Origin of the sequence: Pseudoxanthomonas sp. LjRoot125 (assembly GCF_964252705.1) — a bacterium.
Classification (GTDB): Bacteria; Pseudomonadota; Gammaproteobacteria; order Xanthomonadales; family Xanthomonadaceae; genus Pseudoxanthomonas_A.
Map to the genome: position 1 here is coordinate 3,008,017 of NZ_CAXUOY020000001.1, position 21,185 is coordinate 3,029,201.

The 21,185-nt window shown below is 68.3% G+C and carries 19 protein-coding genes and 1 pseudogene; 14 read left to right on the plus strand and 6 right to left on the minus strand.

Annotated elements, in window-relative coordinates; all coding sequences use genetic code 11:
* Nucleotides 1-7 precede the first annotated feature (7 nt).
* From ACSION_RS14000 to ACSION_RS14010, 3 genes are all read left to right on the plus strand, one after another.
* Nucleotides 8-1,291, plus strand: a complete 1,284-nt coding sequence (locus tag ACSION_RS14000; RefSeq protein WP_435306391.1) for an NAD(P)/FAD-dependent oxidoreductase — start codon at nt 8-10, stop codon at nt 1,289-1,291.
* Between the two features lie 96 nt (nt 1,292-1,387).
* Nucleotides 1,388-2,692 carry a diguanylate cyclase gene (locus tag ACSION_RS14005; RefSeq protein WP_435306717.1) on the plus strand — a complete coding sequence of 435 codons (1,305 nt, stop codon included), beginning with the start codon at nt 1,388-1,390 and terminating at the stop codon, nt 2,690-2,692.
* Between the two features lie 105 nt (nt 2,693-2,797).
* Complete coding sequence (locus ACSION_RS14010; protein WP_435306392.1) at nt 2,798-3,259, plus strand: bacteriohemerythrin; 462 nt, start codon at nt 2,798-2,800, stop codon at nt 3,257-3,259.
* On the opposite strand, the gene ACSION_RS14015 is transcribed toward ACSION_RS14010, so the two are convergent.
* The 3 genes from ACSION_RS14015 to ACSION_RS14025 all read right to left on the minus strand — a co-directional run bounded on the left by ACSION_RS14015 (nt 3,256) and on the right by ACSION_RS14025 (nt 6,690).
* Nucleotides 3,256-4,545 carry an MFS transporter gene (locus ACSION_RS14015; RefSeq protein ID WP_435306393.1) on the minus strand — a complete coding sequence of 430 codons (1,290 nt, stop codon included), beginning with the start codon at nt 4,543-4,545 and terminating at the stop codon, nt 3,256-3,258. The two genes, ACSION_RS14010 and ACSION_RS14015, sit on opposite strands and share 4 nt — an antisense overlap.
* Nucleotides 4,546-4,610: 65 nt before the next feature.
* Nucleotides 4,611-6,113, minus strand: a complete 1,503-nt coding sequence (locus ACSION_RS14020; RefSeq protein WP_435306394.1) for an aldehyde dehydrogenase — start codon at nt 6,111-6,113, stop codon at nt 4,611-4,613.
* A 28-nt stretch (nt 6,114-6,141) separates the two neighbouring features.
* Entirely contained in the window at nt 6,142-6,690 is a 549-nt protein-coding gene (locus tag ACSION_RS14025; protein ID WP_435306395.1) for a cupin domain-containing protein, read from the minus strand.
* Between the two features lie 211 nt (nt 6,691-6,901).
* Here ACSION_RS14025 and ACSION_RS14030 point away from each other — a divergent pair, with 211 nt between their 5' ends.
* From ACSION_RS14030 to ACSION_RS14055, 6 genes are all read left to right on the plus strand, one after another.
* Nucleotides 6,902-8,275, plus strand: coding sequence for an aspartate aminotransferase family protein (locus ACSION_RS14030; RefSeq protein WP_435306396.1), 1,374 nt, complete (start codon nt 6,902-6,904; stop codon nt 8,273-8,275).
* Nucleotides 8,276-8,341: 66 nt separating this feature from the next.
* Nucleotides 8,342-9,457 (plus strand): alanine dehydrogenase, encoded by a 1,116-nt coding sequence (gene ald / locus ACSION_RS14035; protein ID WP_435306397.1) that lies wholly within the window; start codon nt 8,342-8,344, stop codon nt 9,455-9,457.
* A 21-nt stretch (nt 9,458-9,478) separates the two neighbouring features.
* A complete protein-coding gene (locus tag ACSION_RS14040; RefSeq protein ID WP_435306398.1) occupies nt 9,479-10,969 on the plus strand; it encodes a CoA-acylating methylmalonate-semialdehyde dehydrogenase in 1,491 nt (496 codons plus the stop codon).
* A 32-nt stretch (nt 10,970-11,001) separates the two neighbouring features.
* A complete protein-coding gene (locus ACSION_RS14045; protein WP_435306399.1) occupies nt 11,002-12,219 on the plus strand; it encodes a serine hydrolase domain-containing protein in 1,218 nt (405 codons plus the stop codon).
* Between the two features lie 101 nt (nt 12,220-12,320).
* Nucleotides 12,321-12,689 (plus strand): response regulator, encoded by a 369-nt coding sequence (locus ACSION_RS14050; protein ID WP_093486894.1) that lies wholly within the window; start codon nt 12,321-12,323, stop codon nt 12,687-12,689.
* A gap of 43 nt (nt 12,690-12,732) precedes the next feature.
* Nucleotides 12,733-13,578 (plus strand): chemotaxis protein CheX, encoded by an 846-nt coding sequence (locus tag ACSION_RS14055; protein ID WP_435306400.1) that lies wholly within the window; start codon nt 12,733-12,735, stop codon nt 13,576-13,578.
* A 9-nt stretch (nt 13,579-13,587) separates the two neighbouring features.
* Here ACSION_RS14055 and rlmKL read toward each other — a convergent pair whose 3' ends face one another.
* The 3 genes from rlmKL to ACSION_RS14070 are packed head-to-tail and all read right to left on the minus strand — an operon-like array spanning nt 13,588 to nt 16,755.
* Nucleotides 13,588-15,723, minus strand: a complete 2,136-nt coding sequence (gene rlmKL, locus ACSION_RS14060; protein WP_435306401.1) for a bifunctional 23S rRNA (guanine(2069)-N(7))-methyltransferase RlmK/23S rRNA (guanine(2445)-N(2))-methyltransferase RlmL — start codon at nt 15,721-15,723, stop codon at nt 13,588-13,590.
* Nucleotides 15,724-15,739: 16 nt separating this feature from the next.
* Entirely contained in the window at nt 15,740-16,267 is a 528-nt protein-coding gene (locus ACSION_RS14065) for a YqiA/YcfP family alpha/beta fold hydrolase (protein ID WP_093489487.1), read from the minus strand.
* Nucleotides 16,264-16,755 (minus strand): MOSC domain-containing protein, encoded by a 492-nt coding sequence (locus ACSION_RS14070; RefSeq protein WP_435306402.1) that lies wholly within the window; start codon nt 16,753-16,755, stop codon nt 16,264-16,266. The genes ACSION_RS14065 and ACSION_RS14070 overlap by 4 nt, the downstream gene beginning before the upstream one ends.
* A gap of 88 nt (nt 16,756-16,843) precedes the next feature.
* Between ACSION_RS14070 and ACSION_RS14075 the strand changes: the two genes are divergently transcribed.
* The 5 genes and pseudogenes from ACSION_RS14075 to ACSION_RS14095 form a co-directional block, all read left to right on the plus strand.
* Nucleotides 16,844-17,413 carry an N-acetylmuramoyl-L-alanine amidase gene (locus ACSION_RS14075; protein WP_435306403.1) on the plus strand — a complete coding sequence of 190 codons (570 nt, stop codon included), beginning with the start codon at nt 16,844-16,846 and terminating at the stop codon, nt 17,411-17,413.
* A gap of 57 nt (nt 17,414-17,470) precedes the next feature.
* The gene (tesB, locus tag ACSION_RS14080; protein ID WP_093486904.1) at nt 17,471-18,385 is read left to right on the plus strand and encodes an acyl-CoA thioesterase II; all 915 of its coding nucleotides are present in this window, start codon (nt 17,471-17,473) and stop codon (nt 18,383-18,385) included.
* Between the two features lie 10 nt (nt 18,386-18,395).
* Nucleotides 18,396-18,899, plus strand: coding sequence for a putative signal transducing protein (locus ACSION_RS14085; RefSeq protein ID WP_435306404.1), 504 nt, complete (start codon nt 18,396-18,398; stop codon nt 18,897-18,899).
* Between the two features lie 67 nt (nt 18,900-18,966).
* Entirely contained in the window at nt 18,967-20,184 is a 1,218-nt protein-coding gene (locus ACSION_RS14090) for an RNA polymerase sigma factor (RefSeq protein WP_435306405.1), read from the plus strand.
* A gap of 90 nt (nt 20,185-20,274) precedes the next feature.
* Nucleotides 20,275-21,050: pseudogene (locus ACSION_RS14095) on the plus strand (RNA polymerase sigma factor); the annotation flags it as partial.
* Between the last annotated feature and the right edge of the window lie 135 nt (nt 21,051-21,185).

Below are 21,185 nucleotides of genomic sequence, written 5' to 3' on the forward strand. Positions count from 1 at the left end.
TGCCCGCATGACGTCCGCGCATACCTATCCCGACAGCTGGTACGCCGCCAGCACGACGCCGTTGCCCGCGCAGCCGGCGCTGGAAGGCCGCATCGAGGCCGACGTCTGCATCCTCGGCGCGGGTTACACCGGCCTGTCGGCGGCGCTTGAGCTGGCTGAAGCCGGCTACAAGGTGGTCGTGCTGGAAGCCGAGCGCATCGGCTGGGGCGCCTCGGGCCGCAACGGCGGCCAGGCCATCGCCGGATTCGGTTGCGGCGAGGCCAAGCTGGAAGCCCTCGTCGGCTTCGACGATGCGAAGAAGATGTTCGATCTGTCGGTGGACGGCCTGCGTTGGCTGCGCGGGCGGATCGACCGGCACGGCATCGACTGCGACTGGCGCGACGGCCATGCGACCGTGCCGATCAAGCCGCGCCAGCAGCGCGAGGTCGAACACGCGGTCGAGGACTTCAATACCCGCTACGGTCACCCGGTGCAGTGGTGGAGCCGCGAGCGGCTGCGCAGCGAGCTGGCGAGCGACCGTTATCTCGGCGCGATGTACGACCCGGTCAGCGGCCACCTGCATCCGCTCGCCTATGCCCTGGGCCTGGGCCGTGCGGCGCTGGACGCCGGCGTGAAGATCTTCGAGGGTTCGCGCGTCACCCAACTGGTGCGTGGTGCGCGCCCCGTGCTGAAAACGGCGCGTGGCGAAGTGGTCTGCAGCCAGGTCATCCTCGCCGGCAATGCGCTATTGCGTGGCATCGCGCCGGAACTCGAATCGCGGATGATGCCGGTGGGCACCTACATCGCCGCTACGCCGCCGTTGGGCGAGGAACGCGCGCGCGCGCTGATCCGCAACGACATGGCGGTGGCCGACACCAACTGGGCGCTGGACTACTTCCGCCTGGGCCGCGACCACCGCGTGTTGTTCGGCGGTCGCGCGAGCTATTCCACCCTGCCCCCGCCCAACCTGCGCGGGGTGATGACCCGACGCATGCACCGCGTGTTCCCGCAGCTGCGCGATGTCGGTATCGAGTACCTGTGGGGCGGGATGATCGACATCTCGCTCAACCGCGCGCCGCACTGGGGCCGGCTGGCGCCCAACCTGTATTTTGCCCAAGGCTTCTCGGGCCACGGGCTGATCGCCGCGGGCCTGGCCGGCACCACCCTCGCCCAGGCCATTCGTGGCCAGTCCGAACGGCTGGACCTGTTCGCGAAGATCGATCACCTGCCGTTCCCCGGCGGACGCGCCCTGCGCACGCCCCTGCTGGTGGCCGCCATGGCCTGGTACAAGCTGCGCGACGCGCTCTGGTAGGCCGGCGGCGCCGCGTTTCATTTTCGTGACGGCGCTCTCAAGTCCGGGCAAGTCGGGCCGATACGGAGGCATGGAACCTCCGTAACGCCCATGACGATGCCGACACCCCTGCGCGCTTCGCCCGCCCCCGCCAGCCCGACTCCGCTACCCCAACGCATCCTGGTGGTGGAGAACTCGCGCACGCATGCACGCCTGATCGGCGAAGCGATCGAACAGAAGCTCAACCTGCCGGTCGTCTACGCCGCCACGCTCGCGGAGGCCGGCGCTGCGCTGGAACGGCATCCGGATTGGTTCATGGCCGTCACCAGCCTGGTGCTGGCCGATGGCAGCCACGACGAGGTCGTCGAGTTCTTCCTGTCGCGCCAGCTGCCCACGGTCGTGGTCAGCGGCGTCTACGACGATGCCATGCGCGAACAGGTGTTGCGTCGGCAGGTCGTGGACTACGTGTTGAAGAACACACCCGGCAGCATCGATTACCTGGTGTGGCTGGTGCAGCGGCTGGAACGCAACCGGCGGATCGCCGCGCTGGTCGTCGACGATTCGCGCTCCGCACGCCAGCACGCGGCGGCCCTGCTCTCGATGTACGGCTTCCGCGTGGTCGAAGCCGCCGACGGCGAAGCCGGCCTGGCGATGCTGGATGCCAATCCCGATATCCGCCTGGCCATCGTCGACCAGGAAATGCCCGGCATGAAGGGGCACGAATTCACCCGTCGCCTGCGCGCGCGCCATGCACGCGACCACCTGGCCATCATCGGCATTTCCGGCACCAGCGACGGCAGCCTGGTCCCGCGCTTCCTGAAGAGCGGCGCCAACGATTTCCTGCACAAACCGTTCTCGCGCGAGGAGTTCTTCTGCCGGGTGTCGCAGAACATCGACCAGCTCGAGCTGATCGGCACCTTGCAAGACTTGGCCACGCGCGATTTCCTGACCGGCCTGCCGAACCGCCGCCACTTCCTGGCCGAATGCCACGCGCTGCTGCCGAACACGCTGGGCCGCCAGCAGGCAGTCACGGCGGCGATCATCGACATCGACCACTTCAAGCACATCAATGACACCTACGGCCACGAAGCCGGCGACGTGGCATTGAAGGCCGTCGCCCAGGCCATCGCGCGCCACGCGGGCACGCAGGACCTGGTGGCGCGTTTCGGCGGCGAGGAGTTCTGCGCGCTCGTGCCCTATCTCGGCGAGAGCGAGGCGGTGGAGTATTTCGAGTCGCTGCGCGGCGATATCGAGGCGCTCGAGGTCGACATCGGTACCCAGAAGATCCGCATGACGGTCAGCATCGGCGTATTCCGTACGCGCTTCCCGGGCCAGACCCTCAACCACCTGTTGAGCGAAGCCGACCGGCGCCTTTACCTGGCCAAGGCCGGCGGGCGCAATCGCGTGGTCTCGAGCGGCTGAGCCCTGCGTCACCCGGTCGCGGCATTGATCCCGATCAATGCCGCGACCGGGGCGCGCACCTAGATTTTCCCTGCATTCCGGCATCCGCCGGCAGGGGACACGCACATGACACTGCTGATCTGGCAGGACGACATGGACACGGGCATCGACATCATCGATGGCCAGCACCGCCGCATCGTGGAGATGATCAACCACCTCCACGTCACCCAGAAATCGATGGAGCGCTTCGCGGTGGGCGAAGTGATCGACGAGCTGGTCGACTACACCCTCTCGCACTTCGCCTTCGAGGAAGAGCTGATGGAGGAAGCTGGTTACCCCTTCAGCGCGGCGCACAAGCGCGTGCATGAGGTCTTCACCAAACGCGTCTCCGAGTACCGGCTACGCTTTCAGGCCGGCGAGGATATCGTCGACGACCTGCGCAGCATGCTCTCGCGCTGGCTGTTCAACCACATCCGCAACGACGACAAGGCGTACGCGGATTCGGTCAAGCGGCACCTCAACCGGTTCGTCCGCGAGCACCAGCAGGGTGGCTGGCTCAGCCGCACCGTGAAGCGGCTGTTCGGCTAGTCGGTCGTGCGCGGGCGCGGCATCACCCACAACGCCAGCAGCGTCAGCGTGGCCATGCCGGCCAGGTACCAGCCCACCGACGCCAGGCCGTAGCGCTCGCCCAGCCGCGTGGCGATGTACGGTGCCGGCGAAGCGCCAAGGATGCCCGCCATGTTGAAGGCCAGCGATGCGCCGGTATAGCGCACGGCCGTGGGGAACATCTCCGCGAGGATCGTGCCGCAGGGCCCGTAGGTCAGGCCCATCGCGCCCAGCCCCAGCGCCAGGAAGGCGAGCACGCCGAGGTCGCTGCCCGATTCCAGCAGCGGCGCGAAGGCGAACCCGAAGCCGATGATCAGTAGCGTCGCCACGATCATCGCGTTCCGGCGGCCGTAGCGGTCCGCATACAGTGCCGACAGCGGAATGGTCAGCGCGAAGAACAGCACGCCGCCCATTTGCAGCATCAGGAAATGCTCGCGCGAATAGCCGAGTTTCGACGTGCCCCAGCTCAGCGCAAACACCGTCATCAGGTAAAACAGCACGAAGGTCGCCACCAGCGCGAACGTACCCGCGACCAGCGCGAACGGATGATCGCGCACCGCGGTCAGCATCGGCACCTTGACCCGTTCGTCCTTGTCGAGCGCCTTCTGGAAGTCCGGCGTTTCGGTGATCCTCAACCGCACCCACAGGCCGACGAATACCAGCGCCGCGCTGGCGAGGAAGGGGATGCGCCAGCCCCACGCCAGGAACTGCGCGTCGGTCATCGCTTCGGTCAGCAGCAGGAAGATACCGGTCGAGCACAGGAAGCCGATCGGCGCGCCCAGCTGCGGGAACATGCCGTACCACGCGCGCTTGCCGGGCGGCGCGTTCTCGGTCGCCAGTAGCACCGCGCCTCCCCACTCGCCTCCCAGGCCGATACCCTGCCCCAGCCGGCACACTGCGAGCAGCGCCGGCGCAAGCACGCCGACCTGCGCATACGTCGGCAGCAGGCCGATGACCACCGTGGAGATGCCCATCGTCAGCAGCGCGGCCACCAGCGTGGCCTTGCGGCCGATGCGGTCGCCGAAGTGGCCGAACAGCGCCGAACCCACCGGCCGCGCGATGAACGCCAGCGCGAAAGTGGCGAACGACTGCAGGGTGGCGCTGGCCGGATCGCTCTGCGGGAAGAACAGCTTCGGAAAGACGATCACCGCCGCCGTCGCGTAGATGTAGAAATCGAAAAACTCGATCGTGGTGCCGATCAGGCTGGCGAACAGCACGCGGCGCGGCGAATTGGCCGGCGCGGGGACAGCAGTGGCGGTGGCGGTCATGGACGGGCCGGTCGGTGGGACGTGGGCGATTCTGGCAGAACCGCCCGCCCGCTGTGGAGGCGGGATCAACTGCCCAGGTTGATCCAGGTGGCCTTGATCTCGGTGTACTTGTCGAAGGCGTGCAGCGACTTGTCGCGCCCGTTGCCGGACTGCTTGTAGCCGCCGAACGGCGCGGTCATGTCGCCGCCGTCCCAGTAGTTCACCCAGACGCTGCCCGCACGCAGCTTGCGCGCCACGCGGTGGGCACGGCTGATGTCGCGCGTCCACACGCCGGCCGCCAGTCCGTACTCGCTGTCGTTGGCCATCCGCAACGCTTCTTCTTCGCTGTCGAATGCGATCACCGACAGCACCGGCCCGAAGATCTCTTCGCGGCTGATCGTGTGGTCGTGCGCGACGTCGTCGAACACGGTCGGCTCGATGTAGCAGCCGCCGCTCACCACGTCGGCGCGCAGGCCACCCAGCGCCAGACGGGCGCCCTCGGCCTTGCCCTTCTCGATGTAGTCGAGCACGCGCTGCGTCTGGCCTTCATCGACCATCGCGCCCATCGGCGCGCCGGGGTCGAGCGGATGGCGGGGGCGCATGGCCTTGCCGGCTTCGACCACGCGGGCGACGAACTCATCCTTGATCGAGCGTTCCACCAGCAGGCGAGAGGCCGCGGTGCAGACTTCGCCCTGGTTGTAGAAGATGCCGCCGGCCGCGGCCTTCGCCGCCACCTCGAGGTCGTGCGCATCGGCGAACACGATGTTCGGGCTCTTGCCGCCGCACTCCATGTACGCACGCTTCATGTTCGACAGGCCCGCGCATTGCAGCAGGCGCTTTCCGACCGCAGTGGAACCGGTGAACACCAGCCCGTCCACGTCCATGTGCAGCGCCAGCGGTTCGCCGGCGGTCTTGCCGAAGCCCGGCACCACGTTGAGCACGCCGGCGGGGATGCCCGCTTCGATCGCCAGCTCGGCCAGGCGGATCGCCGTGAGCGGCGACTTCTCCGAGGGCTTCAGCACGATCGAGTTGCCCATCGCCAGCGCCGGGGCCAGTTTCCACGTGGCCATCAGCAGCGGGAAATTCCACGGCACGATCGCGCCGATCACGCCCAGCGGTTCGCGCGTCACCAGGCCCAGCTCGTCCTGACCGGTCGCGGCGACTTCGCCGTAGACCTTGTCCAGCGCCTCGGCGGTCCAGCCCATGCAGCGGATGGTCGCGGCGACGTCGACGCTGCGCGCGTCGCCGACCGGCTTGCCCATGTCGAGCGATTCCAGCAATGCCAGTTCGTCGGCATGCTGTTCGATCAGTTGGGTGAGCTTGAGCAGTACCTTCTTGCGATGGGTCGGACGCGCGTTGGACCACGCGCCCGCATCGAAGCTGCGGCGCGCAGCGGCGACGGCGCGATTGATGTCTTCTTCCTGTCCATCGGCCACCCGGCCCAGCACGCGGCCGTCGATCGGGCTGACGCAGTCGAAGGTCTTGCCCGAGGCGGCATCGACGTACGTCCCGTCGATGAAAGCCTGCGTGCGGATCGACAGCGCGCCGGCCATGGCCTGCCAGTCCTGTTGCGTGCGGGGGTTGCTCATGGGGGCTCCGGCGGTAAGAAGGAAAAGCTCAGAACGTGGCAGGTGTGTTCGCGCTGACGATCACCGCATCGACATCGCCGACATTGCGGAAGCGATGCGGCGTACGGCTTTCGAAGTAGTAGCCCTCGCCGGCCTTCAGCACGCGGACCTGCTCGCCGACGGTGACTTCCACCTCGCCGGCGATCACCACGCCGCCCTCTTCGCCGTCGTGCAACAGCATGCTGTCGCCGGTATCGCTGCCGGGCGGCATCACTTCGCGCAGGATGCACATCTGACGCTGCGGGCGATGCTGGCCCACGAGGAAGTAGTGGATGCCGTTGCTGCCCACGTCCGGCAGCTCGTCGGCGACATAGAACGGGCTGTCGGGCAGCCCTTTCTCCAGGTCCAGGGTGAAGAAATCGGCCAGCGAGATCGGGATGCCGTCCAGCACCTTCTTCAGCGAACTGACCGAGGGGCTGACCTTGTTCTGTTCGATCAGCGAGATGGTGCTGTTGGTGACGCCCACGCGCTTGGCCAGCTCGCGCTGGCTGAGGCCTTTGGATTTGCGGACCAGTTGCAGGCGCGCGCCGATGTCCATCACCACCCTGGCAGGAAAGCGGAAAGTGTTGCGGGATACTTTACACCCCGGGGCAGACCGGTCAATCCGGGTTCACCGTGGTATTCGGCAGGCGGATGAACGAAGGCGGGCCGGGGCCGGGGCAGCGCGGCGAATCCGACCTTCGGCACGGTTGTAAAGTTTTTTCAACGCGTTAAGCTGCGCCCATCCGCCCCGCCCCCCTGGAGCCGCGATGAGCGCCGACGACACTTCTTCCCGCGCCCTGGCCGATCACTACGCCCGCCAGAACCTCGAGGCGCCCGCCTCGCTCGACCACTTCTGGATGCCGTTCACGGCCAACAAGCAGTTCAAGGCCAAGCCGCGGCTGCTCGCCAGCGCGTCGGGCATGTACTACAAGGATGTCGACGGCAACGAGGTGCTGGATGCCACGGCCGGACTGTGGTGCTGCAACGCCGGCCATTCACGGCCGCGCATTGTCGAGGCCGTGAAGCAGCAGATCGGCACGCTCGACTTCGCGCCCAACTTCTCGATGAGCTCGCCGCTGCCGTTCAAGCTGGCCGAGCGCTTGGCCGCGCTTGCGCCGGGCGACCTCAACAAGGTGTTCTTCAGCAATTCCGGCTCGGAAGCGGTCGACAGTGCGCTGAAGATCGCCCTGGCCTACCACCGCGTGCGCGGCGAAGGCCAGCGCACGCGCTTCATCGGCCGAGAGAAGGGCTACCACGGCGTCGGCTTCGGCGGCATGTCGGTGGGCGGCCTGCCGAACAACCGCAAGTGGTTCGGCCCTGGCCTGCCCGCGGTCTCGCACATCCGCCACACGCTGGACGTGTCGCGCAATGCGTTCTCGAAGGGCTTGCCGCCGCACGGCATCGAACTGGCCGAGGATCTCGAGCGCCAGATCGCGCTGTACGACGCCTCCACGATCGCGGCGGTCATCGTCGAGCCGATCTCCGGCTCGGCCGGCGTGGTCATCCCGCCGCAGGGCTACCTGCAGCGGCTGCGCGATATCTGCGACAAGCACGGCATCCTGCTGATCTTCGATGAGGTCATCACCGGCTTCGGCCGCGTCGGCCATGCCTTCGGTGCGCAGCGCTTCGGCGTCACCCCGGACATGATCACCGCCGCCAAGGGCATCACCAACGGCTGTGTGCCGATGGGCGCCACGTTCGTCTCCGAGCGCCTGTTCGATGCCTTCATGAGCGGGCCCGACAACGCCATCGACATGTTCCATGGCTACACCTACTCCGGTCATCCGCTGGCCTGCGCCGCCGCGCTCGCCACGCTGGACACGTACGAAGAGGAAAACCTGTTCGACAAGGCGCTCAGCCTGGGCGACTACTGGCAGGAGGCCCTGCATTCGTTGAAGGGCCTGCCGAACGTGATCGACATCCGCAACTTCGGCCTGGTCGGCGCCATCGAACTCGCGCCGCGCGCGGGTGCGCCCGGCACCCGGGCCTACGACGTTTTTGCCCGCGCCTTCCATGAAGGCCACCTGCTGACCCGGGTGACCGGCGACGTGATCGCCCTGTCGCCCCCGCTGATCGTGGAGAAGGACCACATCGACCGGATCGTGAACATTCTGGCGGACACCATACGGGCAACCGCGTAAAATTACGGACCAACGGCCCCAGCGCTCCCCCTCGCGCGAAGCCCCTTCCCGCTACTGGAGAGCAACATGCTGATCGGCGTCCCCAAGGAAATCAAAAACCACGAATACCGCATCGGCCTTACGCCGTCCGGTGCGCGCGAACTGGTCTCGAATGGCCACCAGGTCATCGTCCAGCGCGACGGCGGCAAGGCCATCGGCCTGACCGACGATCAATACATCAAGGCCGGCGCGGAGATCGTCGACACCGCGGCGGAGATCTTTGCCCGCGCCGACATGATCATCAAGGTGAAGGAGCCCCAGCCGAACGAGTGCGCCATGCTGCGCCCCGGCCAGGTGCTCTACACCTATCTGCACCTCGCGCCCGATCCGGAGCAGACCAAGGCGCTGGTCGCCTCCGGCGCTACCTGCATCGCCTACGAAACCGTCACCGACCGCAAGGGCGGCCTGCCGCTGCTGGCGCCGATGTCGGAAGTCGCCGGCCGCATGTCGATCCAGGCCGGCGCGCACGCGCTGGAGAAGGCGCAGGGCGGTTCCGGCGTGCTGCTCGGCGGCGTGCCCGGGGTGAAGCCGGCCGAAGTACTGGTGATCGGCGGCGGCGTGGTCGGCATCAACGCCGCACGCATGGCGATGGGCATGAACGCGCACGTCACCATCCTCGACCGTTCGCTCGACCGCCTGAAGTATCTGGACGAGTTGTACGGCCACCAGCTGACCACGATCTACTCCACCCGCGATGCCATCGAGGAACGCCTGCCCGATACCGACCTGGTGATCGGTGCAGTGCTGATCCCCGGTGCCGCCGCACCCAAGCTCGTCTCGCGCGACCAGTTGAAGCTGATGCGCCCGGGTTCGGTGCTGGTGGACGTGGCGATCGACCAGGGCGGCTGCTTCGAGACCTCGAAGGCCACCACCCACCAGAACCCCACGTACGAAGTCGACGGCATCATCCACTACTGCGTGGCCAACATGCCGGGCGGCGTCGCCCGCACGTCCACCTTCGCGCTGACCAACGCCACCCTGCCCTTCGCGGTGCAGCTGGCGAACAAGGGCGCGAAGCAGGCGCTGCTGGACGACGAGCACCTGCTCAACGGCCTGAACGTGCACGCCGGCAAGATCACCTACAAGGCGGTCGCCGACGACCTGGGCTACACCTACGTGCCGGCGCGCGAGGCGCTGGCCTGATCCGACCCTGAGGAGCATCGCATGAGCCACCCGCTGCACCATTTCTTCAACGGACAGCGGGTGGAAGGCGGCAGCGGCCGCCACGGCGATGTGTTCGACCCCGCCACCGGCACCGTCACCGCGCGCGTGCCGCTGGCCTCGGCCGACGACGTGAAGCAGGCGGTGGACGCGGCGTCCGCCGCCTTTCCCGCGTGGGCCGCCACGACCCCGTTGAACCGCGCGCGGGTGATGTTCCGCTTCAAGGAACTGCTCGAGGCGCAGGCCGGCGAGCTGGCGAAGATCATCACGGCCGAGCACGGCAAGGTGCTCTCCGACGCACGCGGCGAGGTGACCCGCGGGCTGGAAGTGGTGGAGTTCGCTTGCGGCATCCCGCACCTGCTCAAGGGCGAGCACTCGATGAACGTCGGCCGCGATGTGGACTCGTGGAGCGAATACGCGCCGCTCGGCGTCGTCGCCGGCATCACGCCGTTCAATTTTCCCGCGATGGTGCCGCTGTGGATGTTCCCGGTGGCGCTGGCCTGCGGCAACACCTTCGTGCTGAAACCCTCGGAGCGCGATCCGTCCGCGGCGCTGTTCATGGCCGACCTGTTGAAGAAGGCGGGCCTGCCGGATGGCGTGTTCAATGTCGTGCACGGCGACAAGGCCGCGGTGGACGCGCTGCTCGACGAACCGCGCGTGCAGGCGCTGAGCTTCGTCGGCTCCACGCCGATCGCCGAATACATCTATGCGCGCGGTTCCGCGAACGGCAAGCGCGTGCAGGCCCTGGGCGGCGCGAAGAACCACATGGTCGTGCTGCCCGATGCCGACCTGGATGGCGCGGTGTCCGCGCTGCTGGGGGCCGGCTACGGCTCGGCCGGCGAGCGCTGCATGGCGATCTCGGTCGCGGTCTGCGTGGGTGATGCCACGGCGGATGCGCTGGTAGCGACGCTGGCTCCGAAAGTGGCGGCGCTGAAGATCGGACCCGGCTGCCTCGACCCGGAAATGGGCCCGCTGGTCACTGGCGCGCACCGCGACAAGGTGCGCGGCTATGTCGATGCCGGCGTTGCGGAAGGCGCGAGCCTGGTCGTCGATGGCCGCGGCCATGTCGTCGATGGGCACGCGGATGGGTTCTTCCTCGGTGGCTGCCTGTTCGACCGCGTCACGCCGGAGATGACGATCTACCGCGAAGAGATCTTCGGTCCGGTGCTGTGCGTCATGCGCGTGCCGGATCTCGATGCCGCGCTGCGCCTGGTCAACGAGCACGAATACGGCAACGGCACGGCGGTGTTCACCCGCGACGGCGGCGCGGCGCGCGAATTCGCCCACCGCGTGCAGGCCGGCATGGTCGGCATCAACGTGCCGATCCCCGTGCCGATGGCATTCCACAGCTTCGGTGGCTGGAAGCGCTCGATCTTCGGTCCCCTGCATGTGCACGGTCCGGACGGCGTGCGTTTCTACACGCGATTGAAGACGATCACCGCCCGCTGGCCCGAGACGCATGCCGCCGAGTTCGTGATGCCGACGATGAAGTAAAGTCGGGGCCGGTTCCCTCGAGGTGCTGGCCGATGTCCCTGCGTTCCCTCCGCATCCTGGTTTGCCTCGCCTGCCTGACGGCCTCCACGGTGGCGTCCGCCGCCGAGCCTGTCGCGCAGGTGCGCGTCGCCTTCGATCGCAACGGCGTCGTCAGTGCCCATGTGGAAGGCATGGCGGACCTCGCCACCGGCCGCAAGATCACCGCTGATGATCCGGTGCGCGTCGCCTCCATCTCCAAGCTGGTGACCACGATCGGCGTGATGCGGCTGGTCGAGGCCGACAAACTCGATCTCGATGCCGACGTCTCGACCTACCTGGGCTGGACGCTGCGCCACCCGCGCTTCCCCGACACGCCGATCACGCTGCGCCTGCTGCTGTCGCACCGCTCCAGCCTGACCGATGCTGCCGGCTACTACGCCACACCACTGGGGCAACCGCTCAAGGGCATCCTCGACGACCCCAAGGCCTGGGACGACGCACACGCACCCGGCACGCACTTCCGCTACACCAACCTCAATTTCCCGCTGGTGGCGATGGCGATGGAGAACGTCACCGGCGAGCGCTTCGACCGGCTGATGCGCCGGCTGGTGCTGGAACCGCTGAAGCTGGATGCCTGCTTCAACTGGGAAAGCTGCGATGCCGCCACGGCGACGCGCGCCGTGGTGCTGTATCGCGACCGCGCACCGGTGCGCGACGAGAACCGCACGGGCAAGCCTGCCTGCGCCGTGGTCGTCGAGGAAGGAGCCGATTGCGACCTCGCCCGCTGGAAGGCCGGCGAGAACGGGGCACTGTTCTCGCCGCAGGGTGGCCTGCGCATCTCCGCGAACGGACTGGCGAAGATCGGCCGCCTGCTGCTCGACGGCGGCGAAGTCGATGGCGTGCGCCTGCTGTCGTCCGCCAGCGTCGACGCGATGGTGGCCCCGCAATGGAGCTTCGACGGCGGCAATGGCGTGACGCATGAAGAAGACACCGGCGGCGGGCAGAACAAGGCCTTCTTCTGTCGTTACGGCCTCGCCGTGCAGACCCTGGCCACACCGGCACAAGGCTGCGGCGACGATCCGTTCGGTGATGGCGTTGCGCGCGTCGGCCACTCCGGCGATGCCTACGGCCTGCGCTCGGGCCTGTGGATCGACCGCAAGGCCGGCACGGGCGTGGTCTATTTCGCCACGGACGTGGGTGGCTCGCGCGGCGGTGCGCATTCCGCGTTCAGCCTTGTCGAGGAAACGCTGGCTACCGGCATGGCGCACTGACGCTCCCGCTCAAGAACTCCCCGGATCGGCCGATACGGCCTACATGTCGAACCGCGTCGCATCCGCTGCGCGGCCAACACGATCCACAGGGGGATCTTGAAATGACGTCACGTCCGACGGTTCTGCTTTGCGATGATTCGCGCGCACTGCGCATGCTGGCGGCACGCCAGCTCGACGATTGCGGCTTCCATGTGGTGGGCGAGGCCGGCAACGGCCTTGAAGCCGTCAGCCAATACCAGGCACTGAAGCCGGACGTGGTCCTGATGGACCTGGTGATGCCCGAATGCGACGGCAAGCAGGCCCTGGGCCAGATCCTCGCGCAGGACCCGGATGCGCGCGTGGTGATCCTCAGCTCGCTCGGCGCGCAGAGCGACATCGAGGAATGCCTGAAGCTGGGCGCGAAGTCCTACCTGCAGAAGCCCATCGATCCGGAAGTGATGGATCGCGTGCTGCACGAAGCGGTCGCCTGACCGGCACGCACGTCCTTCCACTTTACGTACGAGACGACCCATCATGGCAGCGAAATTCCTGGGCCAGTTCCTGCTGGAACGCGGCACCATCACCTCGGGGCAGCTCCTTGCCGCGCTCGACGCGCAGCGCGCGTCCAATCCCCTGCTCGGCGAACTCGCCACGCAGCACGGCATGCTGGACGCGACGCAGGCGCGCCGCATCAATGAACGGCAGCGCGCGGAAGACCGCCGCTTCGGCGACATCGCGCTGGAGATGGGCTGGCTGAGCAACGTGCAGCTCGACGTGCTGCTGGCCGCGCAGAAGCAGGGCCGCACCCTGTTCGGCCAGATCCTGGTCAACCAGGGCGTGCTGACGACCGAACAACTGGAGGCCGAGCTGGTCGCGCACCGTCGCGATCTGGACGAAGCCAACCACGCGCTGGCGCTCGGCATCGCCGGCCACACCCTGGCCGATGTGGTCACCAGCGCGATCCGCGTCTGCAACCGCCTGTTCCCGCGCCTGGTGGGCAGCCAGTGCCAGGCCGCCGGCATCGCCGACGACGCCGCGCTGGACGCCTGCGAATTCACCGCCCATGTGCGCATCACCGCCGCATCCCAGTCGCTGCTGGTCGGCGTGGGCTGCAGCCGCGCCACCATGCATGCGATGGCCTGCGCCCTGCTCTCGCTGTCGCCCGAACAGTGCGACGACGAACTCGCGCTCGACGCGCTGGGCGAACTGGTCAACGTGCTGATGGGCTATGTCGTGCGCGACACGCTGCCGGACGATGCGTCGTACCGCGCGCAGCCGCCGTCCACGCGCCTCTCGGCGGCCGACCTCGCCGCGACGGGCAGCACGCTGGCGCTGTCGATGGCCTCGCAGCGCGGCGACTTCGTCCTGATCGTCGGCTGACGCCCGGCGTTACGCCCGCGTCAACCGCCACGCGCGGTGGATGCGGGCGTTGCGTTCGAAATCCGGCGGAATCGTGCTGGCGCTGATGTCCTCGCATCGCGCGAATTCCGCCACCGCGTTCTCGTCCAGCTTGAACCGGCGGAAGTTGTTGCTGAAGTACAGCACCCCGCCCGGCGCCAGCCGTGCAACCGCGGCGCGCAACAGCCGCACGTGCTCCTTCTGCACGTCGAAGTCGTCGGCGCGCGCGGAGTTGGAGAACGTCGGCGGATCACAGAAGACCAGGTCGTACTCGGCCTGCTCGGCCTCCAGCCAGCGCACGGCGTCGGCCTGCACGAGGCGATGCTTCGCGCCGCCCAGGCCGTTCTCGGCGAGATTGTCCGCACACCACTGCAGGTAGGTCGCCGACAGGTCCACGCTGGTCGTGCTCGACGCACCCGCGACCGCGGCCTGCACGCTGGCCACGCCGGTGTAGCAGAACAGATTGAGGAACCGCTTGCCGCGCGCTTCCTGCGCCATCCGTCGCCGCAGCGGCCGATGATCGAGGAAGAGGCCGGTGTCGAGGTAGTCGAACAGATTGACCCGCAGCAACGCGCCCGACTCGCGCACGACGATGAATTCGTCGCGCTGCTGCATGCGTCCGTATTTCGACCCGCCCTTGCCGCGCTCGCGCGCCTTCACCGCGATCTGCTCCTGCGGCACGCCGAAGACCTCGCGGGTGGCGGCCAGCAGTTCGCTGAAACGGCGACGCACGTCGTGCTCGGGAATGGCGGCCGGCGCGGCGTATTCCTGCACGTGCAGCAACGTGCGGGCCTGCCCGCCCTCTTCCACGTAGACGTCGATGGCTGCCGCGTATTCGGGCAGGTCCGCATCGTAGGCGCGGTAGCAGGTGACGCCTTCGCGCGTGCGCCAGGCCTTGAACTTCTTGAGGTTCTTGCGCAGGCGATTGGCGACCATCTGCGCACCATCCGACAGCGGCTTGGCCTCGCGCGGTTCGCGGGCGGGCGTGGCGACCGGATCGCAGACGATCAGCACACACTCGATGGCGCCGTTGAACAGCTGGTACTTCTTGGCCGCGCGCAAACCGGTGGCATAGCCGAGATCGGCATTGCCGCACAGCAGGCTGGCGCGCCATTGCGGCACGGCGCGCTGCAGCGCATCGCCGAGCGCGCGGTACAGGTCGGCATCGGCGGCGAGCCGTTCGTCGTAGGGGGGATTGCAGACGACAAGCCCACGCGGCTCTTCGCGCGTGGATAGCTGGGCGACATCGCGTGTCTCGAACTGCAACTGGCCCGCGAGACCGGCGAGCACCGCGTTGTCACGCGCGGCGCGGATCGCGCCCAGGTCGACGTCGCTGCCGAAGAACACCGGCTTCAGCGCCTTGCGGCCTTCCGTTTCGCGCTGCACGGCGTCGGCGAACAGGGCGCGCCATGCATCGACATCGAAGCCGAGCCAGCGCGTGGGCAGCGCCGGGCCGTGGCGCTGCAGACCGGGCGCGACATCGGCCGCCATCAGCGCGCCTTCGATCAGCAGCGTGCCGCTGCCGCACATCGGGTCGAGCAACGCGCCGCCGTCGTGGTACAGCGCCGGCCAGCCACCGCGCATCAGCACGGCCGCTGCGAGGTTCTCCTTCAACGGCGCCTCGTTCTGCGCCTGGCGCCAGCCACGACGATGCATCGGGCCACCGCCCAGGTCGATCGATATCGTCGCGCGGTTCTTGCGCAGCGACAGGTTGATGCGCAGGTCCGGCTGTTCGACATCCACCGACGGTCGCTCCAGGCCCTGCTGGCGCAGGCGGTCGACCACGGCATCCTTCACGCGCTGCGCGGCATAGCGCGCATGGGTGATCGCCTCGCCGGACACGTGCGCATCCACCGCCAGGGTCAGTTCCGGCCGCGTGTGCGTTTCCCACGCCATCGCCATCACGCCGTCGTACAGCGCCTGTTCGTTCAGGCATTCGAATTCATCGATCGGCCACAGCACGCGACTGGCCAGCCGCGACCACAGCACGGCACGCTGCGCGTCCACGGGCTCGCCGTCGGCATTCACGCCGGCGATGGTGGCGGTGGCCTTGGGTACGCCGAGCGCGAGCAGCTCGTCGGCGAGCAGATATTCCAGGCCCTTGGCGCAGGAGACGAAGAACTTCAAAGGAAACCTCGATACGTCAGAGAGCGGCGAGCAATTGCCCGAATGCATCCGCCGAAGCGGCGACATGGTCGGACAGGCGATGCCCGTCGTTGACCAGCAGCAGGCGCGCACGGCGTGCATGCGCCCAGTCGGTCACGGCCTGCGCGGGGATCAGTTCGTCGTCCCAGCCATGGATGACCGAAACAGGGACCGGCGCGGCGTCCAGCAGCGGCAGCGGCCCCATGCTGATCGGCGGCGCCATCAGGAACAGGCCACGCACCGGCACCTCCAGCGAGATGCGGCCGGCGATGTAAGCGCCCAGGCTGGAACCGGCCAGCACCACCGGCCCACGCGACGCGGCGGCGTGCGCAAGGGAGCGCAGGCGCTCCAGCCGCGCGACCACGTCGCCGAGCGAACTGACATCGCGGCGCGCGTCGAGGTCGGTGTAGTCCGGGCGTTCGTGGGTCCAGCCCAGGCGTTCGGCCACGTCGGCGAGCGCGGTGACCTTGGTGGCGTCCGGACCGCTTTCGAACCCGTGCGACAGGATGCAGTGGCCGCGCATCACAGCGCTTCCACCGGATCGCCGATGCGGAACGAACCACCTTCGACGATCCGCGCGCACAGGCCGCCATGGCCACGCATCGCGTTGTAGCCGCCGGGGCCCAGCGCGTCTTCCATGCGCGAGCACGGGTCGCATTCTTCCGTGCCCTCGAACACTGCGGTGCCGATGCGGAAACGACGCTCCTTCAGCGCGATCAGCGGGATGCCGGACACGACCACGTTACGGCGCAACAGCGAAGGCGCCAGGTCGGGGCGCTGCGCCAGCGCGGCGATGGCGGGCAGGTGCTCGGCCTGGATCAGGGTGATCCCGCGCTTGCCGCTGCCGCCCTTGTAGCGGTCGCCGACCAGGCCAGCGCCGGTGACGGCTTCGACGGCGTCGGTGGAGACCATGACCTCGTCGCGGGCCGGTCGCAGGCCGATCCATTCCACCTTGCCGGCACGCGGCAGGGTGGCCATGAGCTTGGCCAACGGGGATTCGGGGTTGAGCGGCATGGGAAACCCGTGCGACGGGAAAGGCCGCCAGTTTACCGGAGCGGCCCGTGTCCAGCCCGTTCCCCGCCCTGCCTGCTAGCATCGAAGCATGCGCACGGACCTGCCCTTCACCCCCGTCATCGACCTGTTGCCCTACGAGGCCAAGCTGGACGTCCGGCCGCTGGAACAAATCGACCTGGTCGTCATCCACTGCACCGAGCTGCCGGACATGGCGCTGGCGCGCGAGTACGGCGAGCGCATCCTGCATGCCTCCGGCACCGGCAACAGCGGCCACTACTACATCGATCGCGACGGCACCGTGCACGTCTACGTGCGCCCGCAACACGTCGCCCACCACGTGCGTGGCTACAACCCGCGCTCGGTGGGGATCGAACTGGTGAACACCGGCCGTTACCCCGATTGGCTCGCCGTGGGCCACCAGTCGATGGAAGAGCCTTACACCGATGCACAGATCGAGGCCCTGTCGGCGCTGCTGGCGCACCTGCGGCACGCGCTGCCCGCGCTGCGCTACATCGCCGGCCACGAGGACCTCGACACCACGCGCGAGCCCGCCAGCGACGATCCCGGCGTCCTGGTGCCGCGCAAGATGGACCCGGGCCCGCTGTTCCCGTGGGACGCGGTGCTGCGCACGACCCCGCTGGAGCGGCTGCTGCCCTGACGGGCCGCGCACGGGCGGCCGGTATAATCGCCGTTCGCCAAGACTCCAGGCCCTGCCGTGCCCGCACCCGAACCCGTCGTCTCCGAGCTGATCGAACTGCTGTCGCTGGAGCGGCTGGAAGACAACCTGTTCCGCGGCCAGAGCCGCGATATCGGCACCAAGTACGTGTTCGGCGGCCAGGTGCTCGGCCAGGCACTGTCGGCTGCACAGGCCACGGTGGGTGGTGGTGAGGAAGAGCGCCGCGCGCATTCGCTGCACGCCTACTTCCTCCGTGCCGGCAACATCGAAGCGCCGATCGTCTACGAAGTGGACCGCACGCGCGACGGCGGCAGCTTCTCGGTGCGTCGCGTCACGGCGATCCAGCACGGCCGCGTGATCTTCTTCTGCGCGGCTTCGTTCCAGGCCGAGGAAGAAGGCGCCGAGCACCAGCTGTCGATGCCGGAAGTGCCGCAGCCGGAAGACATCCCGCCCGCGCCGCCGGTGCCCGCGGAGGTCATGGCCACGCTGCCGCCGAAGGTGCAGCGCTGGCTGTCGCGACGCGGCCCGTTCGAATTCCGCCACGTCTACCCTCGCGACGAGTTGAATCCGCCCAAGCGTCCGCCGTTCCAGCAGGTCTGGTTCCGGTTGAGCGAGCCGGTCGGCGATTCGCCCGAACTGCACCGCGCCCTGCTCGCCTATGCCTCGGATTTCCAGTTGCTTGGCACGGCCACCTACCCGCACGGCATCAGCTACTACCAGCCGAACGTGCAGATGGCGTCGCTGGACCACGCGCTGTGGTTCCACCGCCCGTTCCGTGCCGACGACTGGCTGCTCTATTCGATCGACAGCCCCAGCGCGAGCGGCTCGCGCGGACTGGCGCGCGGGCAGATCTTCGATCGCCAGGGCCGTCTGGTCGCCAGCACCGCGCAGGAAGGCCTGATCCGCGTGGTGCCGGACGCCGAAGCGGCCTCGGCCGTCCCGGCGAAGGACTGAGGGCATACCCATGCGGCAAGTCTTTTCCAGCCAGCGCATCGAAACCGTCGAAGGCGTGGCCAAGCTCTTGAGCGATGCGGGCGTTCCGGTCTTCATCAGCAACGGCCGCTCGTACCACAGCAAGCGCGGCGGGCAGTTCAGCTACACCGAACCGGTGAAGGCGCAGCTGCAGCCCGCCGTCTGGGTGCGCCATGCCGAAGACCAGCCGCGCGCGCGCGAACTGCTGCGCGAGGCGGGCCTGATGGAAACCACGCGCCCTGGCTATGCTTCCACGCTGACGTTCCGCAGCGACCAGGAGCCCGCGGCCACGCCGCAGCGCTCCTGGGCCTGGCGCATCCGCCTGATCCTGCTGGCCCTGATCGCCCTGGCCGCCGTCATCATGTGGATGCGGCGCCCGGTGCCGCCGCCCGCAGCGCCCGTCCCGGCGCCACGGGAACAACCCGCGACGCCCGCCCCCGCGGACGAGGCGCCCGAGGAAGACCGCATCCGCATCCAGCCCGCCACCGGCGGCTGACCACGCACGGTCACATCCGTCTTCCCGGCCCGTCAGGGTCATCAGCCCACCCGATGATCCTGACGCCATGACTACCCTCGCCCTGGACCTGATGCTGCAGGCCGAACTGCCCGCCGCCACGCGCGGCAGCCAGGAGGCCTACGGCCGCATCGTCCACGCCTGCCAGAACACCGTCACCGCGATCGCGCTGGCGATCACCCGCGACGTGCAGGCCAGCGAGGACATCGCGCAGGAAGCTTTCCTGAAGGCCTGGCAGCAGCTCGACCGGTTGAAGAACAGCGCCAGCTTCCTGCCCTGGCTGCGCCAGATCACCCGCAACCTCGCCCGCGACTGGCTGCGCGCGCAGCATGGCCGGCCGATGTCCGGTGAGGCCGCGGAGATCGCGATCGGCATGGCCGCCGATCCCGGTCCGACGCCGTCCGAACACCTGCTGCAGACGGAAGAAGAGATCGTCGCCACCGAGATCATCTCGGCCCTGCCCGAGGACAGTCGCGAAACGCTGTTGCTGTATTACCGCGAAGGCCAGAGCTCGCAGCAGGTCGCCGAATTGCTGGGCCTGAGCGACGCCGCGGTGCGCAAGCGCCTGTCGCGCGCGCGCAGCATGGTCCGCGACGAACTGATGCAGCGCTTCGGCGAGTTCGCCCGCTCCACGGCACCGGGTGCGGCCTTCACCATGATCGTACTGGGTGGGCTGGTTGGCGCGATGCCGGCGGCGAGCGCGGCGACAGTGATCGGCACCGGCGTCCTGGGCAGCGGCCTCGGGCTGGGCAAGCTGGGCACCGGCGGCGTGACCACCGGCGGCATCACCGGCGGCGTGGCGGGCGGCTCGCTGGGCGTGATCTTCGAACAAATCACCCAGCATCCGTTCGCGCTCGGCGGGGCACTGGGCGGCGTGGTCGGCGGACTGATCGGGTACGCCTTCACCTGGTGGTATCTCGCGCGTTTCTGCCAGACCGCGCAGGAACGGCTGCGGGTGCGCCGGTTCATGGCGCTCAATACCGTCACCGGTTCGGCCTGGCTGTTCTGCCTGATGCTGGCGACGGTGCTCGCGCCCGGCTGGGCGGCGATCGCGACGGTCACCGTGGTCGGCATGTGCGCGATCAACTACCAGTACCTGGTCATGCTGCCGCGGATCATGGACCCGATCCTCGCCTATCCCGCCAACGCGAAACGTCGACGCGGCTACGACTACGTGATCGGCCGGAAAGCCGTCGTGCTGAGCAGCCTGCTGGCGATCGGCGCCATCTTGTTCGTGCTGGTCAGGACGGGGCGCCTGCCCCTCTAGTTCCGCTCCCCGTCAGGCTGGGTCACACTTCGGCCGGTCGGTCGTCGTGCCTGCATGGCCCGGAAGCACCGGGCGGAACATGGAGACCGGATGGACACCCTGGCGATCGAACTTTCCCTGCGGGACGCCCTGCCCGCCGCCGCCCGTGGCGACCAGGCCGCGTACGGCCGCGTCGTGGCGCTCTGCCAGAACGCGGTCACGGGCATCGCGCTGGCGATCACGCGCGACGTGCAGGCCAGCGAGGACATCGCGCAGGAGGCCTTCTTGAAAGGCTGGCGACAGCTGGCCACGTTGAAGAACCCCGACAGCTTCCTGCCGTGGCTGCGCGAGATCACCCGCAACCTCGCCCGTGACCACCGCGCGCGCAACGTCGCCGCCCGATGACCGGCGAAACCGCCGAGATCGCACTGACACTCGCTGCGGATACCGCGCCGACGCCGGCGGAAACGCTTCTGCAGACCGAACAGGAAGCCGCAGCGCGCGAAGTGATCGCCGCCCTGCCCGAAGACAGCCGCGAAGTGCTGTTGCTGTACTACCGCGAAGGCCAGCGTTCGCAGCAGGTCGCGTCATTGCTGGGCATCACCGATGCTGCGGTACGCAAGCGCCTGTCGCGCGCACGCCAGTACGTGCGAGAAGAACTGATGGCGCGCTTCGGCGAATTCGCCCGCACGTCGGCGCCGTCGGCGGCCTTCGCCAGCGGAGTGCTCGGCATGCTGGCGATCGCGGCACCGCCCTCGGCGGGCGCGGTGGTGCTTGGCACCGGCGGTGTCGTGGCGGGCAAGGGATTGCTCAAGTTGATGGGCGGCGCGCTGGGTGCGACCGCGTTCGGCACGCTGGTGGGCATCGGTGCGGTCTGGTTCGGCATCCGCAAGTACCTGCGCGATCCGCTGGACGCGCGCGAACGCGACCAACTGCTGCGCTACGGCACCGTCAACACGCTCGCCATCCTGCTCTTCATCGTCGGCATCAGCGCGCTGGCACGCGTGCCCGGCTGGATCCCG

Bases quoted from the DNA above. Each gene is read 5' to 3' on its own strand.
- ACSION_RS14000 (WP_435306391.1), top strand. From the start codon at position 8: ATGACGTCCGCGCATACCTATCCCGACAGCTGGTACGCCGCCAGCACG.
- ACSION_RS14005 (WP_435306717.1), top strand. From the start codon at position 1,388: ATGCCGACACCCCTGCGCGCTTCGCCCGCCCCCGCCAGCCCGACTCCG.
- ACSION_RS14010 (WP_435306392.1), top strand. From the start codon at position 2,798: ATGACACTGCTGATCTGGCAGGACGACATGGACACGGGCATCGACATC.
- ACSION_RS14015 (WP_435306393.1), bottom strand. From the start codon at position 4,545: ATGACCGCCACCGCCACTGCTGTCCCCGCGCCGGCCAATTCGCCGCGC.
- ACSION_RS14020 (WP_435306394.1), bottom strand. From the start codon at position 6,113: ATGAGCAACCCCCGCACGCAACAGGACTGGCAGGCCATGGCCGGCGCG.
- ACSION_RS14025 (WP_435306395.1), bottom strand. From the start codon at position 6,690: ATGGACATCGGCGCGCGCCTGCAACTGGTCCGCAAATCCAAAGGCCTC.
- ACSION_RS14030 (WP_435306396.1), top strand. From the start codon at position 6,902: ATGAGCGCCGACGACACTTCTTCCCGCGCCCTGGCCGATCACTACGCC.
- ald (WP_435306397.1), top strand. From the start codon at position 8,342: ATGCTGATCGGCGTCCCCAAGGAAATCAAAAACCACGAATACCGCATC.
- ACSION_RS14040 (WP_435306398.1), top strand. From the start codon at position 9,479: ATGAGCCACCCGCTGCACCATTTCTTCAACGGACAGCGGGTGGAAGGC.
- ACSION_RS14045 (WP_435306399.1), top strand. From the start codon at position 11,002: ATGTCCCTGCGTTCCCTCCGCATCCTGGTTTGCCTCGCCTGCCTGACG.
- ACSION_RS14050 (WP_093486894.1), top strand. From the start codon at position 12,321: ATGACGTCACGTCCGACGGTTCTGCTTTGCGATGATTCGCGCGCACTG.
- ACSION_RS14055 (WP_435306400.1), top strand. From the start codon at position 12,733: ATGGCAGCGAAATTCCTGGGCCAGTTCCTGCTGGAACGCGGCACCATC.
- ACSION_RS14070 (WP_435306402.1), bottom strand. From the start codon at position 16,755: ATGCCGCTCAACCCCGAATCCCCGTTGGCCAAGCTCATGGCCACCCTG.
- ACSION_RS14075 (WP_435306403.1), top strand. From the start codon at position 16,844: ATGCGCACGGACCTGCCCTTCACCCCCGTCATCGACCTGTTGCCCTAC.
- ACSION_RS14085 (WP_435306404.1), top strand. From the start codon at position 18,396: ATGCGGCAAGTCTTTTCCAGCCAGCGCATCGAAACCGTCGAAGGCGTG.
- ACSION_RS14090 (WP_435306405.1), top strand. From the start codon at position 18,967: ATGACTACCCTCGCCCTGGACCTGATGCTGCAGGCCGAACTGCCCGCC.